This is a genomic window from Bacillus sp. FJAT-45350, from assembly GCF_002335805.1.
Lineage (GTDB): Bacteria > Bacillota > Bacilli > Bacillales > NISU01 > FJAT-45350.
On the sequence record NZ_NISU01000001.1, the window covers coordinates 3088873 to 3103015 of the forward strand.

Sequence of the window (14143 nt, forward strand, 5' to 3'; positions counted from 1 at the left end):
TAAAGTGGTGCGGGTGAAGGGACTTGAACCCCCACGTCATAAGACACTAGATCCTAAGTCTAGCGCGTCTGCCAATTCCGCCACACCCGCAAAGATGATGGCGGTCCGGACGGGACTCGAACCCGCGACCTCCTGCGTGACAGGCAGGCATTCTAACCAACTGAACTACCGGACCATTAGTATATATGGTGGAGGATGACGGGATCGAACCGCCGACCCCCTGCTTGTAAGGCAGGTGCTCTCCCAGCTGAGCTAATCCTCCATATGGTGACCCGTACGGGATTCGAACCCGTGTTACCGCCGTGAAAGGGCGGTGTCTTAACCGCTTGACCAACGGGCCATTACATAAAATAAATGGCGGAGAAGGAGGGATTTGAACCCTCGCGCCGCTTACACGACCTACACCCTTAGCAGGGGCGCCTCTTCAGCCACTTGAGTACTTCTCCATTTGGCTCCACAGGTAGGACTCGAACCTACGACCGATCGGTTAACAGCCGATTGCTCTACCACTGAGCTACTGTGGAATAATTAAACTTTATCTTATTCGACTTTGTTTATAATACAAGCTGTTGGTTATTATGTCAACAACTTTTTAATAGTTAAAGCTAGAAGTCATTATAGTTTTGTTGCAGTCACTATCAAAGCGACTTCTACAATATAGCATAACAAAATTTACGAGTCAACAAATTCAGTTAATTTTTTTCAACTTTCCTCGACAACGACCACATACATATTTTTTTGTATCCATCCGTCGCTTTCTTTCATACGTAAACTGACAGCTTGTACATTGATAATGATGAATCGTCGTTATCGTCCTTCTAGCTCCAGGAAGCATTTCACAATATCTCGAGCCACCAACTTTTTTTAGCAACTCTTTAAAGTCTCGGTCTTTATGTTTATAACCTTTATTTTGAATATGCAAGTGATAATGACATAGTTCATGTTTAACAATGCCTATTAATGCTTCTTCTCCAAAGACTTCAAGTTGCTTTGGATTAAATTCAATATCATGCGATTTAAGCAAGTAACGACCACCTGTTGTACGTAACCTCAGATTAAACCTAGCTTCGTGAAGAAAAGGACGACCAAACTCGTTTTTAGATATAGTTTCTACTAATTCTTGAAGCTCCTCTTGTTTCACCGCAAATTCCCCTTACATCCTAAGAATTTCTTTAACTACTACTACTACTAAACTCTATCTTTTTTTAGAAAATCATCAACTCTGACAACCCCTCCTACATATAATGATAATAGTACCATATCAAATAAGGAGATGGCTACGAATGCCTAATTGGCTAAAAATGCAATTAAAAAGAGCTTACATGCAAAAAGATAGGTATCAGATTCTTTTATTAAATCAGTGCTGGTTTTATTACCACACAAAATCTGAAAAGACCTGCCAATCAGAATGACAAGTCCCCTTATAACAAGAATAAGGCTGTTTAGTTACTCACCTTATAAATAAGGAGAGCAACTTATAACAGCCTTATTTATTCCAACAAAATAGTCGAATAAAAATTAAAATTAACACACATGAATCGATTCTATATGAAACTTATGCCATGACAGTTTGTTTTTCCGGCTGCAGCATTGTTAATGCGACTCTTTCTTTTTTTGCATCGATACTATCAACCCATACAGTTACTACATCCCCTACTGACACAACCTCCATTGGATGTTTTACGAAGCGGTTCGTCAACTTGGAAATATGAACTAATCCATCCTGCTTCACACCAATGTCGATAAAAGCACCAAAGTCAACAACATTACGAACTGTTCCTTGAAGTTCCATACCTACTTGTAAATCTTCTAGCTTTAAAACACCTTTTTTCAATAAAGGCTTTGTCAGCTCGTCCCTTGGATCACGACCCGGTCTTACTAGGGCATCAATAATATCTTTTAATGTAGGTTCCCCTACTTCCATTTTCTCTGAAAGCTCTTTAAGATTTGTTGTACTTAATTTTTGCTTTAATTCATCTGTCCCTAGCGTAGACAGATCAGCTCCAATCATCTCTAGAAGTTGCTTTGTCACTTTATAGCTTTCTGGATGAATTGCCGTTCCATCGAGTGGATTCTTTCCATCTTGGATTCTCAAGAATCCAATACATTGCTCATACGTTTTTGCACCCAAGCGAGGAATTTTCTTTAATTGCTCCCTTTTTCCAAACTTGCCTTCTTCTTCTCTCTTCTTAATGATATTATTCGCTACAGACTTTGATAAGCCAGCAACATATTGTAATAGAGAGCTTGAAGCAGTATTTACATTAACTCCAACTTGGTTAACTACTGTTTCGACAACAAACGTTAATGATTCATTTAGTCGTTTTTGAGTTACATCGTGCTGATACTGCCCTACACCTACTGATTTCGGGTCTATTTTTACAAGTTCAGCTAGAGGGTCTTGAAGCCTCCTTGCAATTGAAACAGCACTTCGCTCTTCTACTTGTAAATCAGGAAATTCCTCTCGCCCTAAATCAGAAGCAGAATAAACGCTAGCCCCAGCTTCATTTACAATTAGGTAATAGATATCTCTATCTAACTCCTTAATCGTGTCAGCAATGAACTGCTCCGTCTCCCTTGACGCTGTACCATTTCCTATCGCAATAACATTGACTTTATGTTCTTCAATTAGTTTGATTATTACTTTCTTCGCTTGCTCAACTTTATTATGAGGAGCCGTTGGATAGACTACATCAATTGCGAGTACTTTACCTATTTCATCAACTACCGTTAACTTACAACCTGTTCGAAAAGCAGGGTCCACCCCTAGAACAATTCTGTCTTTAATCGGTGGTTGAAGTAACAGATTACGAAGGTTTTCTGAAAAAATATGAATTGCTTGCTCTTCCGCATTCGTCGTCAACTCATTACGGATTTCCCTTTCAATAGAAGGCTCGATTAGTCGTTTATAACCGTCTTCAATCGCCGCTTCCACATACTCAACAGCAGATGAACCATGATGCTTAATATATGCTCTCATAATTAGTTGTAAACTACGCTCAGTTGGTGGAACAACCGCAACACGAAGAATCCCTTCTTTTTCGCCGCGGTTCATAGCAAGTACTCGGTGAGGAACCACTTTTTTTAATGGCTCTTCATACTCATAATACATTTCATAAACACCTTTTTCATCTTCTTCCTCTTTCTTAACTTTTGTTGTTATCTTCCCGTCCCTTTGTGTTAATTCACGTATTTTCTTACGAATGTCAGCATCGTCAGAAACCCACTCAGCAATAATATCTTTCGCTCCTTGTATCGCATCCTCAACAGAAGCTACTTCCTTTTCTTCATTTATGTATTTTTCAGCTTCCTTAACAGGATTCCCTTCTTTAGGAAGAGAAAAAATCCATTGTGCAAGAGGTTCCAATCCCTTTTCTTTTGCTACTGTTGCCTTTGTACGTCGTTTTTGTTTATAAGGACGGTATAGGTCCTCCACCTCTTGTAGCTTCAATGATTTATTAATTGCTGATTTTAATTCCTCTGTTAGCTTCCCTTGTTCATCTATTAGGCGCAAAACCTCTTCTTTACGTGAATGTAAATTTAAAGCATACTGCCACTTTTCTGTAATATCACGAATCTGCACTTCATCAATTCCACCTGTTAGCTCCTTTCGATAACGAGCAATAAACGGAACCGTGTTTCCATCCTCTATTAAATCAATTACATTATTAATAACTTTCGTTGAAAGCTGTAGCTCCTGGCTAATCTTTTCAATCATTTTATTTTGCATTTCATTTTTATCCATCAAACCGCTCCTTCATTAACGAATCCAATTACATTATTGCCATATACCCTTCGACATACCCACACAAAATCCCTTGTTAATGGAATAATTGCTAATGGCTAGTGGATAATTGTTAGTTGTTAATTTATGAAAATCCAAGAACAACTACCTGAAAAATTAATTTCTCGATTCTCTTTTACTCTTCTAAATTAATCATTATCAATTAACCATTGCTCATTAAAAAAAGGTAGTATAGAACTAAGTCCTACACTACCTTTTTTAAAGGGTTGCAAATAGAAATGTCACATCGTCATTACTTGTGTCTACATTATCAACAATTTGTTCGACTGCGTATTTTGGGTTATCGACGTAAGAATCAACAACAGGCTTTATTGAGGAGAAGTTAATCCCATCAGAGTACATTAGGATAACACTTCCTGAAATATACGGAAAGATTTCTTCCTTTACACGTACCTTCTTACCTGATAGAAAACCTCGTACCGGTACTGGACGTACAACTTTCCCACATGGTGGGTAAAGGATAAATGTGATATTCCCTACATTACTATACGAAACAGTCCTCTTCTCATAATCAACCTTTATTACTGTCAGGACTGCTCCACGACTTTGAAACAATGCCTTATTACATAGCACGACGATTTCTTTCACACTTAAATGGTGATTGTTTTCAATCGTTTCGATCGCTTTTGCAGAGGCACATTGTGCACCTTCACCACTCCCTAAACCATCAGCCATTGCACAGATAAAATACTGATCAGTTTCTAGAAAGAAATACGTATCTCCATTACAATCATTGCCCTTTTTCGCCTGTTGGTACGCTGCTACTTTAATTGTTTGGTTTTCTGTATACGTAATCATCTATAAACACTCCGATGGTTCTACTTTGATTGAATCTCGCAATTTATCTAATGCTCTTCTTTGCAATCTAGACACATGCATTTGAGAAATCCCTAGCTTTTCCCCCGCTTCCTTCTGACTCAGATTATCATAGTAAGTAAACTGTAAGATTTGCTTTTCCCTCTCTGTCAGCACAGCGAACGCCTTTTCTAAAAGGATTTGCTGGTCTGTCTGCTCGTATCCTTCTTCCTTTTTCCCAACTAAGTCAAGTAAGGTCACTTCTCCACCTTCTTGATCAGCCTCTAAGGAGCGATCAACAGATAAGGCCTTATAGCTCATCCCCATCTCCATCGTCTCAAGAACTTCTTCTTCCGTTACCCCTAAGTAATCAGCAATTTCAACAACCTGTGGTGACCGATGGTTTTCGCTTGTTAAATAGTCAACTGCCTTTTTTATTTGGGGGCCTAATTCCTTTACTCTTCTAGGTACGTGAACACTCCATGTTTTATCACGAAGGAAACGTTTAATTTCACCTACAACTGTAGGAATAGCATAAGACTCAAAGTTTTTCCCCATTTCTGCGTCAAATCTATGCATCGCAGCAATTAAACCGACCATTCCAGCTTGAGAGAGATCTTCACTCTCATATCCTCTTGAGAATTTTTTTGCCAACGAACGTACCAAGGGTTGATAATGTTTGACTAGTTGTGTCTGAATTTCTTCACTACCATCCTTTTGAAACTGAACGATCCAGTCATTCACTTTATCCTTGTCTTTGTACAATTGTTGAGGCTTCCTGCACATGCTGTTCCACCCCATCCCTTTGTAGGAACTTTGTCATTACTAAGACTACACCGGACTCATCATCAATCTCCACTTTGTCCATGAGTGTATTGATTAAAAAGAGGCCAAGCCCCCCTTCCTTCAACTCTCCTATTGGCTTAGAAGAGTCAAGAGGTCCTAGCTTTTTCTTGATATCATTTGAGTCAAAGCTCATGCCATTGTCAGCAATCATCATTTCAAGACGGTCGGGATACGCCTTAAAGGAAAGAGAGATCGACCCCTCTAGTTCATAAGCGTGGTCTACTACGTTCGTACAAGCTTCTGCAACAGCAATTTTAATGTCTTCTATATCATCGTAAGTATAACCAAGTCGATTTGCAATTCCAGAAACTGTCAAACGGACTACTCCAACATACTCTGGTTTAGCAGGAACCTTCATTTCAATGTAGTCACAGGCATGTTGTTTCATTGTGCACCCTCCCTCTCTATTTCATCTATATCCATTACTTCATCTAATCCAGTGATTGAGAATAACCGCTGAATCTTAGTAGATAAACAAGTAAGTTTAATTGAACTATTATGACTATGAGAAGACTTTAATGCACCAATAAACACACCCAAGCCTGTACTGTCAATGTATGAAACATCAGCTAAATTCACGATAACAACTACTTCATTCTGCTCTGTTAAAGGAAGTAACTCATCTCGTAGAACTGGTGCAGTGTATGCATCTATCTCACCTGTTAAGTATAAAATTTTATTATTATTTTTCTGCTCTAGCTTTATATCTAAGTTCATTGTAAGCCTCCTGTTTGAACAAGCATATAATGTTAGATACCCATTTCTATAAAATCAAAACATACTTTTTTACTCTACTCGGCGAATAACAATTAATGAAAAATCATCTCTTAGTTTGTACTCTTGCAACTTTGCTAATTCATGATAAACATTATCGACTATTTCTTGTGCTGATAAATGAATATTAGCACGGATGATTTCTACCACTTCATCCCGCTCAATGAAATCGCCTCCTTTGCGACACTCTGTCACACCATCAGAAAGTAGAATAATAGCATCTCCTGGTTCCACATCTTTGCAGTACTCCCTATACTTTGTCTTACGCTGTAGACCTAAAACAAGCCCTTTTGCATATAAATCGTTCATCGCACCCGTTTTTGCCTCATAATAAAATCCAGGTTCATGTCCAGCTCCAGAATAATAAAATTGATTCTCTTTAGGATCGTATGAACCATACATCATTGTAATGAACATACTATCATCGACATTTTGTTCAACAACTCGATTTAAACTTTCAAGAACAGCCCGTGGCATCATTCGCTGCTCAGGCAAACTATCCATCGCGTATTTAATCATCGACATACACAATGCTGCCGGAATTCCTTTACCGATAATATCAGCTATTGCAACCCCTAAACAATTATTATCATCCTTTATAAAATGATAATAATCTCCACTCATTTTATAGGCAGGAATATTAATAACACCTATATCTAAGCCTTGTATAATCGGTACAACAGTCGGTAATAACGTTTGCTGCATACTAGCAGCTACCTCCATCTGAGATTCAAGTTCTTTCTTTTCGTCTCTTAAGGTTAAATGTTCTTGATATGCAAGACCATAACCAATCATTACTTCTAGTAAAAATTCAAAGGAATCATGGACTTCTGGCGGCATATCAGGATAAACCTTTTCTAGAGTACTATAATGAATACTAACTATTTCTTCTGGTGAAATTTGACTTTCCAACAGCCTTCTTGTCATCTGTTGAGCTTCATACAACCCCTTCTCGCTTTTAACTGATAAGAAGGATTCAAGAATATGTCTATAATGAGTTTCTAATGACAACGTAATATCCTTCAATAATAGTCCTCCTTTAACGAGTCCATTTTGTTGTAATGATTGTTGTACCTTGTTCAGGGTTGGAATCTATAGAGAATTCATCCATCAAACGCTTAACACCAGGCAATCCAGCCCCTAAGCCACCAGAGGTAGTAAAGCCATCCTCCATTGCTTGACGTATGTCTTCAATTCCTGGACCTTCGTCTGTAGCCGTGATTTTAATTCCCTTTTGCACCTTATAGAGCCCAGTTTTCTCTACAGACTCAACACAGATCTTTCCTTTACCTGCGTATAAGTATATATTTCTTGCAATTTCAGAAATAGCAGTCGTTACCCTTGCTTGATCAACTGTACCAAAACCTAATTCCTTGGATAAATCGCGGCCTGCTTGCCTTGCAGCAACTATATCCCACTCACTACTTACTTCAACACAGGAATGGTCATTCATCGTCATCCCTCCAGTTCCTGCTTTAGTTTCTCAAGACCTTGTTCAAGATCAAGAGCTGTCGGAACATCATTTAAAACGATTCCCATATCAATCAAGGTTATCGCTACAGCTGGTTGAATTCCAGTTAATACTACTTTGGCTCCCATTAAATTTGACATATCAACAACATCACCTAATACTTTAGCAATATATGAATCTATCATATCAACTGATGTTAAATCTATGACAACACCATGTGAAGCTTCCTTATGAATTTTACTAAGTAAATCCTCTTGAAACTCTAAAGCAGTGTGATCATCAAGCTCAATTTGTACACTAATAAGCAAATACTGACCTAGTTTTAAAATGGGTATTCTCATAAATTTCACCCCCCACTTACTTATATTTCTGTAATCTTTTTATTTGTTAGTTCAAGTGCTGTTTCAATTCCCTTACGAAGCGAACTCTTTGTTGGAAATCTACTTAAATCAATTCCTAGATTTACAATTGTTTGTGCTATTTCCGGGCGTATACCAACAAGAATACACTGGGCACCAACAAGCCTTACCGCTTCCGAGGCTTGAATAATATGATTTGCAACCATCGTATCAACAACAGGGACTCCCGTTATATCTATTAATACAACTTGTGAACGATGTTTAATCACACCTTCTAATAAATTCTCCATGATTAATCGCGCTCTACCTGTATCTATCGTCCCAATTAACGGCATTACACTGATGTGCTCAAATACAGGAATTAGTGGTGCTGATAACTCTAGTAGTGAGAGCTTCTGCATTTCAAACGTCGACTCCCAAGAACCAGAATAGGTATGCACTAGCTGATTAATAAGACCATCAATCCAGTTTTCAACCTCATAGTAACTTTCAATTAGGGGGCGTTCACTTTTTTCCTTCTCAGACATTACCTCAAATATAACGCGACGAAACGTTTGAAGACCTTGAGTAAAGTAAACAAGGGGCCAACCCTTTTTAATGTACCGATCGGCATAATCAGTCAATTGTTCATTAGCCTTCTCTTGACCATACTCAACATTATTAATAATTATCTGCATAAATTCCTTCGTAGTAGATACATAGTCTGTATCCGAGATTTTTTGCATATGCTCTTCCCTACGTACGTCTTTTACTTCCTCTAACCACCTCTCCCTTAATGACTCCTTATGCTCATAGATAAAGTCTATAACCGATAATTCCATAGTTCCCCTCCATCGTACTAATTATTTTTATATGACAAGTTTCCAACAAAGATATACTATCATAGTGTAAAAGAAAATAAATCTCACGACCACTAACTAGCCCTATAGTGATAGTTGTACTTAGTTAAGGTATCTAATTAATAAAAAAAGTCGCTTCTATTTTTCACATAGGAGCAACTCTTTTTAAATTTCAATATTCGTTTCATCACAACTTATTAAAAGTCAATTAAACCTAAACTGATTTGCAGGGCATCATCAACACGACTCATCATATCATCATCCAAGTGTGTAATCTTATCAGTTAGCCGTTGCTTATCAATTGTACGGATTTGTTCTAACAAAATCACCGAATCTCTGTCAAAGCCATACCGCTTTGCATTGATTTCAACATGTGTCGGTAACTTTGCCTTTTGGATCTGAGCTGTAATCGCTGCGACGATGACGGTTGGGCTAAACCGATTCCCTATGTCATTTTGAATAATAAGAACAGGTCTAACTCCCCCTTGCTCTGAACCAACAACAGGAGATAGGTCAGCAAAGTAAACATCGCCACGTTTAACAATCAAACCTTACACCCCACTAACTAAGCGGTCCAAGGTATGCTCTGCTTCCTCCTCAGCAACGAAAGCTTCCGACGCAATGTTTAAATTAATTTTTGCCATCTCCATATAGCCTTGTCGCATTGTTTCGCGAATCTGACGCTTTTTCCGCTCTCGAAGGTACATTTTTGTTGCTTGAGAAATGAACTCGCTACGGTTGACATTCTCTTGCTTGATGATTCCATCCATTTCATTTACCAAATGCTGTGGTAAAGTAATCATGATTCGTTTTGTGTTCTGATTAGACACAAACAAACACCCCCAACGTACACCTATCGACCTTATTTACTTCACAGAAATATAATAGCACTACGCCTAGAGAATTGCAAAGGCGTTCTTGTAAAACACACTAACTATTATTCGCCAATTTTTTTATTTTACCTTCTAATTTCTCCAAAAAAAGCAATATTTTTATTGAAATATGTTAACTTCAGGGAATACTGCTCCTTCTTAAGCTGTTTAGACTTATTATTCTCCACCATTTCAGCTTATTTTTTGTTCACACGTTTTAGAACTAAAAGTTATTTCAACACTAATAAATTCGATTTCTAACAGACACTTCATGACCATTCTGGTAATACTTCCTTGGTACGCGATAACTAATCATACAGGGGATTTCATAATTAATTGTCCTTAAACGACTCGCTACATCGTCCATTCCTATCATTGAACCTCCGTCAGCTCCAATCAATGTTACTGTCGTTCCAACTTCAACCTGATACGGAAGCTTTACCATACATTGATCCATGCAGATACGTCCGATAAACGGTGCTTTCTTTCCATCAATTAATACATAACCACCACTAGTTGAATGATAACGATACCATCCATCTGCATAACCAATAGGAATTGTTCCAACCCATTCCCATTCTTTCGTCTCATACGTTTTGCCGTAACTTATTCCTTCACCTGGTGGAACCTGCTTCACTTGTACAAGCTTGCTTCTTAGTGAGAATGCTTCCTTTAGGTGCACTGGTAGCTCAGCTTTTATATCGATAGATGGGGTCAAACCGTACATAGATATCCCTAAGCGAAACATATTAAATGCCTTGTCTGGAAAGCGTAGACCTGTTGCACTATTTCCACAGTGAATAAATCGAACGCTAGCGCCCCAATCATTCAACCATGAAAGAACGTCTGTAAATCGTTCATATTGCTTATCAAAATAAGAAAGGTCAAGTTCATCAGCTGTTGCAAAGTGTGTAAATACACCTTCTAATATGAACTTTGAACTTTCTTTTATACACTTAATTACATCTTTTCCTTCTTCTTTAGTGGTTATACCAATTCTACCCATACCTGTATCAAACTTCACATGGACAAGTAGCGGTTTCTCCTCTTCACTTTCCTTATTTGCTTCAATTAGCCATTCTTTTTGAAAAACAGTTACCGTTATTTCATTCCGAATAGCTAAATCAATATCCTTAGGTCGTGTACGCCCAAGCACGAGAATCGGTACAGTTACTCCATCCTCTCTTAGTTGAAGTGCCTCATCTAAAAGCGCTACTCCAATATAAGAGGCTCCAGCCTTTACCGCTGCGTTTGCAGTAGCCGTTGCTCCATGTCCATATCCGTCTGCTTTCACTACAGCCATTACATGGATATCCCTCTGAAAATTGGCTTTGATTGAGCGAATATTCTCTTCTATATAATCAAGGTTTACTTCAACCCAAGTATCCCGATAATATCCTTCCACTATCTTCATCCACTTTCTACTACATTTTTATCGTCTTCCCTTGATTATGAAATTCGTATTGCGGAATGTCAATTAACAAATAATATAAAGACAGAAAACTCTAAAAAGGACCTCATTTAGAAAAAAAGCGGACCTGAAAAAGTCCAATCTAGACCATTCAAGAAGTGGTAATGGCTCTGCACGTTGCGCGCTTGCTATGAGAAGAGGCAACGGCTTCGCGCATTACTTAAACGCCGCTAAAAAAGTGAAAATTAAACTTTTTTAGCAACCTTTAGAAAAAAGGCTCAGAATTTTAATCTTCTGAGCCCAAAAATTAATGTTATTTTTCAGTTGTACCATATACTGAGCGTGCAATAGCCATCATTTCTTCTTTGTGTAAATCATTCGATGCTAAGTAGAAATCTACTCCTTCGTATGACCACATAATTTCATTCTCGTTCATAACTCCTACCGTAAATCCTAAATCAACTGGTTCACCATTACTTAACGTCATTGGTGTGCTAGCTGTTACAACACGACTCTTTTGTTGAATTAGAGTAAATGAGTTTTCACCTGTATAAGAAAGCACAACTCTCTTACCATCCTCTGTACTAATCTCCTTAGAGTCTGTTAAAGACGTTCCTTGAGGCTCATACATCGGGAAGTAAACTGTTAATGGCTCATCCATTTCTGGCTCAGCCATTGTCGGTACTTCCATTTTTGCTCCTGTCATATTTCTCTCCATGTCAAAGTCACCTTCGTTAAAGCTCGGGTTCATTTCAAACGAGTTGAAATTCACTTGAACAAGAACTTCAAAATCAGGGTTCATGATTTTAACTGAAGCTGGAGCTAAGTCCTTTTTATTTAACGTAATTTCTTGGCTACTTAAGTTTTTGTTTTGATAGTTTGTATTCGTTTGGAATACATAATGGTCCTCACTAGCTGAAAACTGACGCTCTGGGTCCATTAAGATATCTGTGATTAACGAATCGTATAAATAAACTTGGCTATTGTTATTTGGCCAGTCACTTTGGAAACGGAAACTCTTATTTAATGCTGGTGTTAAAACAAATACTCCGTCATCGTTTCTTAAAATGATTTGGCTTTGGTCTTTGTTTTCATTTTTCAATGCTACACGGAAATAGTTTTCCTTTTGATGCCAGATTTCTACCTCATAATCTTGAGGGTCTTTCCCTGTTTGTAGTGTCATTGTTGCATTCGCTTTGTACCCTGTCATCTCACCAAGTTTTTTATCTAAATCCTCAATAATGTCTTCCTGTGTTTTTTCGCCACAACCTACTAATAAAATTGTCAGAAGCAAGCCGACAAATAATGTCATTAACGCTTTTCGCATCGTGTCACCCCTTTGTCTCATTTCAACGACAAAGGAGGGAACCTTTCTTAAAGCAAGTGAATATCACCATTAACCATTCACTACTGTCCGTAGTGCCTTCGGAAGGAATTGGATTAAATCGGAAGAAAGTATATCAAACTCAGTTCCCTCTTTTTCCACTAGTAGTTCCGCTGTTTTTCCATGAAAGTATACAGCATTACTTAGTGCCTCTTGAATCGATGTGTGTTGCATGATAAATGCCAGAATCATTCCTGTTAACACATCACCAGAACCACCTTTTGCTGGTGCAGGAGTACCAGTCGTATTAATAAATTGCCTTTCATCAGGCGTAGTAACAATCGTATAGGGTCCTTTAAGAATGAGAAAAACACCATACTCTTTAGCGAATTGCTTAGAGAGTGAAAACCGATTTTCTTCTACATCCTTTACTTGGCAACCTAATAGTCGTGCCATCTCTCCTGTATGAGGAGTTAAAATAGTCTCCCCTTGACGAGATTTCAGCTGAGGTAATAAAGCGTGCAAATGGTACAGTCCATCTGCATCTATCACTAACGGACATTGAGTATTCTCCAGAAAATCGGCAATGACTGGCTCTAGAGAGGATTTTCTACCAATGCCTGGGCCGACTCCAACCCCATTATACTCACTCAAAGATAATAAAGAGGCGCAGTCATTGAGGTGAAAAGAGCCGTCTTTTGATGGACATATTGAAAAAGTCGCTTCTATTACATTACTTGCAACTATTGGATGAATTTCCTCAGGTATAGCAAGTGTAACAAGACCAGATCCTGCTCTATGACAAGACTTCGCTGCCAGAATAGCTGCACCTGTCATTTCTCTAGACCCTGCTAGAATCATAGCTTTTCCATAGGTCCCTTTATGAGAATTTTCCATTCGAACAGGAAGAGTCCTCTTCACGTCATTTTCTTTCCACAAAAAACAATTAGATTTGATTACTTCATGTGACTTATCTGGTATTCCAATATCGACAATATCAAGCTGACCATAATAATCAGCACTTGGATACGTATAAGCACCTATCTTTGGAAGGTGTAATGTAACGGTGTTCTCAGCTCTAACAGCATCTTCAAAGTTCATTCCCCCATCACTTGGTAAACCACTTGGGATATCTACCGAGATAATCTTAGCTGATAATCGGTTTATCATTGGGATGATTTCTTTGTACGGAGAACGAAGCGGTCCTTCTACCCCAGTTCCTAGTAAAGTATCTATGATGACTGTATAAGTGGGTAAACATGAGACAAGCGCTTTTTCACTATATTGCTGTAGTTGGAAACCTGAACGTTCAAATACATTCATATGATAGAGTGCTTCTCCCTTTATACGGTTTTTACTTGGAATTAACCAGACGTCCACAAAGTACCCTAATTCTAATAGCCCTCTAGCAATGACAAATCCATCTCCACCATTGTTCCCTGAACCAATTAAAACCGTAATCTTATCACCCATACTCAGCTTCGATGTAAGACTTGCTACAACAGCTCGACCAGCATTCTCCATTAATACTTCTCCTGCCAATCCAATCTCCTTCATGGTAAAACGGTCAATTTGGCGCATTTCTTCGCCAGATACCACTCGCATCATCGTTCCCTCCTACCGCACTACAACTATATGAGACAAACT

At 38.4% G+C, this 14143-nt stretch carries 16 protein-coding genes and 6 tRNA genes; 1 reads left to right on the plus strand and 21 read right to left on the minus strand.

What is annotated here, in order from left to right; genetic code table 11:
* Positions 1-5: 5 nt before the first annotated feature.
* The 7 genes from CD003_RS15605 to CD003_RS15635 all read right to left on the minus strand — a co-directional run bounded on the left by CD003_RS15605 (position 6) and on the right by CD003_RS15635 (position 1141).
* Positions 6-90 (minus strand) — tRNA-Leu (locus tag CD003_RS15605).
* An 8-nt stretch (positions 91-98) separates the two neighbouring features.
* Positions 99-175, minus strand: a tRNA-Asp gene (locus CD003_RS15610).
* Between the two features lie 11 nt (positions 176-186).
* A tRNA-Val gene (locus tag CD003_RS15615) sits at positions 187-262 on the minus strand.
* Between the two features lie 3 nt (positions 263-265).
* Positions 266-340 (minus strand) — tRNA-Glu (locus CD003_RS15620).
* A gap of 15 nt (positions 341-355) precedes the next feature.
* Positions 356-446: transfer RNA gene (locus CD003_RS15625), tRNA-Ser, on the minus strand.
* 3 nt (positions 447-449) lie between these two features.
* A tRNA-Asn gene (locus CD003_RS15630) sits at positions 450-524 on the minus strand.
* Positions 525-688: 164 nt separating this feature from the next.
* On the minus strand, positions 689-1141 hold the full coding sequence (locus tag CD003_RS15635) for a SprT family protein (RefSeq protein ID WP_096201982.1): 453 nt from the start codon (positions 1139-1141) through the stop codon (positions 689-691).
* Positions 1142-1283: 142 nt separating this feature from the next.
* Between CD003_RS15635 and cmpA the strand changes: the two genes are divergently transcribed.
* Positions 1284-1412, plus strand: coding sequence for a cortex morphogenetic protein CmpA (gene cmpA / locus CD003_RS15640; RefSeq protein WP_096201984.1), 129 nt, complete (start codon positions 1284-1286; stop codon positions 1410-1412).
* Between the two features lie 143 nt (positions 1413-1555).
* On the opposite strand, the gene CD003_RS15645 is transcribed toward cmpA, so the two are convergent.
* The 14 genes from CD003_RS15645 to CD003_RS15710 form a co-directional block, all read right to left on the minus strand.
* Positions 1556-3745, minus strand: coding sequence for a Tex family protein (locus tag CD003_RS15645; RefSeq protein WP_096201985.1), 2190 nt, complete (start codon positions 3743-3745; stop codon positions 1556-1558).
* 258 nt (positions 3746-4003) lie between these two features.
* Positions 4004-4603: a PP2C family serine/threonine-protein phosphatase gene (locus CD003_RS15650; protein ID WP_096201986.1), complete on the minus strand. Its 600-nt coding sequence runs from the start codon at positions 4601-4603 to the stop codon at positions 4004-4006.
* Positions 4604-5386 carry an RNA polymerase sigma factor SigB gene (gene sigB, locus CD003_RS15655; protein WP_096201987.1) on the minus strand — a complete coding sequence of 261 codons (783 nt, stop codon included), beginning with the start codon at positions 5384-5386 and terminating at the stop codon, positions 4604-4606.
* Complete coding sequence (gene rsbW / locus CD003_RS15660) at positions 5346-5834, minus strand: anti-sigma B factor RsbW (protein ID WP_096201988.1); 489 nt, start codon at positions 5832-5834, stop codon at positions 5346-5348. The genes sigB and rsbW overlap by 41 nt, the downstream gene beginning before the upstream one ends.
* Positions 5831-6163: an STAS domain-containing protein gene (locus tag CD003_RS15665; RefSeq protein ID WP_096201989.1), complete on the minus strand. Its 333-nt coding sequence runs from the start codon at positions 6161-6163 to the stop codon at positions 5831-5833. The genes rsbW and CD003_RS15665 overlap by 4 nt, the downstream gene beginning before the upstream one ends.
* A gap of 69 nt (positions 6164-6232) precedes the next feature.
* Complete coding sequence (locus tag CD003_RS15670) at positions 6233-7246, minus strand: PP2C family protein-serine/threonine phosphatase (RefSeq protein ID WP_096201990.1); 1014 nt, start codon at positions 7244-7246, stop codon at positions 6233-6235.
* Between the two features lie 13 nt (positions 7247-7259).
* Positions 7260-7673, minus strand: coding sequence for an anti-sigma regulatory factor (locus tag CD003_RS15675; protein WP_096201991.1), 414 nt, complete (start codon positions 7671-7673; stop codon positions 7260-7262).
* A 2-nt stretch (positions 7674-7675) separates the two neighbouring features.
* Positions 7676-8032: an STAS domain-containing protein gene (locus tag CD003_RS15680; protein ID WP_096201993.1), complete on the minus strand. Its 357-nt coding sequence runs from the start codon at positions 8030-8032 to the stop codon at positions 7676-7678.
* Positions 8033-8052: 20 nt separating this feature from the next.
* Positions 8053-8871 (minus strand): RsbT co-antagonist protein RsbRA, encoded by an 819-nt coding sequence (locus tag CD003_RS15685; RefSeq protein WP_096201994.1) that lies wholly within the window; start codon positions 8869-8871, stop codon positions 8053-8055.
* Between the two features lie 215 nt (positions 8872-9086).
* Positions 9087-9437 carry a type II toxin-antitoxin system PemK/MazF family toxin gene (locus tag CD003_RS15690; protein WP_096201995.1) on the minus strand — a complete coding sequence of 117 codons (351 nt, stop codon included), beginning with the start codon at positions 9435-9437 and terminating at the stop codon, positions 9087-9089.
* Positions 9438-9440: 3 nt separating this feature from the next.
* A complete protein-coding gene (locus tag CD003_RS15695) occupies positions 9441-9692 on the minus strand; it encodes a CopG family ribbon-helix-helix protein (RefSeq protein ID WP_179295595.1) in 252 nt (83 codons plus the stop codon).
* Between the two features lie 310 nt (positions 9693-10002).
* A complete protein-coding gene (gene alr / locus CD003_RS15700; protein WP_096201997.1) occupies positions 10003-11175 on the minus strand; it encodes an alanine racemase in 1173 nt (390 codons plus the stop codon).
* 310 nt (positions 11176-11485) lie between these two features.
* Positions 11486-12499 carry a LolA family protein gene (locus tag CD003_RS15705; protein ID WP_096201998.1) on the minus strand — a complete coding sequence of 338 codons (1014 nt, stop codon included), beginning with the start codon at positions 12497-12499 and terminating at the stop codon, positions 11486-11488.
* Between the two features lie 69 nt (positions 12500-12568).
* Positions 12569-14104, minus strand: coding sequence for an NAD(P)H-hydrate dehydratase (locus CD003_RS15710; protein ID WP_257008333.1), 1536 nt, complete (start codon positions 14102-14104; stop codon positions 12569-12571).
* Positions 14105-14143: the final 39 nt, after the last annotated feature.

Excerpts from the sequence above, each read along its gene's own strand:
- cmpA (WP_096201984.1), top strand. The coding sequence starts at position 1,284 with ATGCCTAATTGGCTAAAAATGCAATTAAAAAGAGCTTACATGCAAAAA.
- CD003_RS15645 (WP_096201985.1), bottom strand. The coding sequence starts at position 3,745 with ATGGATAAAAATGAAATGCAAAATAAAATGATTGAAAAGATTAGCCAG.
- CD003_RS15650 (WP_096201986.1), bottom strand. The coding sequence starts at position 4,603 with ATGATTACGTATACAGAAAACCAAACAATTAAAGTAGCAGCGTACCAA.
- sigB (WP_096201987.1), bottom strand. The coding sequence starts at position 5,386 with ATGTGCAGGAAGCCTCAACAATTGTACAAAGACAAGGATAAAGTGAAT.
- rsbW (WP_096201988.1), bottom strand. The coding sequence starts at position 5,834 with ATGAAACAACATGCCTGTGACTACATTGAAATGAAGGTTCCTGCTAAA.
- CD003_RS15665 (WP_096201989.1), bottom strand. The coding sequence starts at position 6,163 with ATGAACTTAGATATAAAGCTAGAGCAGAAAAATAATAATAAAATTTTA.
- CD003_RS15675 (WP_096201991.1), bottom strand. The coding sequence starts at position 7,673 with ATGAATGACCATTCCTGTGTTGAAGTAAGTAGTGAGTGGGATATAGTT.
- CD003_RS15680 (WP_096201993.1), bottom strand. The coding sequence starts at position 8,032 with ATGAGAATACCCATTTTAAAACTAGGTCAGTATTTGCTTATTAGTGTA.
- CD003_RS15685 (WP_096201994.1), bottom strand. The coding sequence starts at position 8,871 with ATGGAATTATCGGTTATAGACTTTATCTATGAGCATAAGGAGTCATTA.
- CD003_RS15695 (WP_179295595.1), bottom strand. The coding sequence starts at position 9,692 with ATGATTACTTTACCACAGCATTTGGTAAATGAAATGGATGGAATCATC.
- alr (WP_096201997.1), bottom strand. The coding sequence starts at position 11,175 with ATGAAGATAGTGGAAGGATATTATCGGGATACTTGGGTTGAAGTAAAC.
- CD003_RS15705 (WP_096201998.1), bottom strand. The coding sequence starts at position 12,499 with ATGCGAAAAGCGTTAATGACATTATTTGTCGGCTTGCTTCTGACAATT.
- CD003_RS15710 (WP_257008333.1), bottom strand. The coding sequence starts at position 14,104 with ATGATGCGAGTGGTATCTGGCGAAGAAATGCGCCAAATTGACCGTTTT.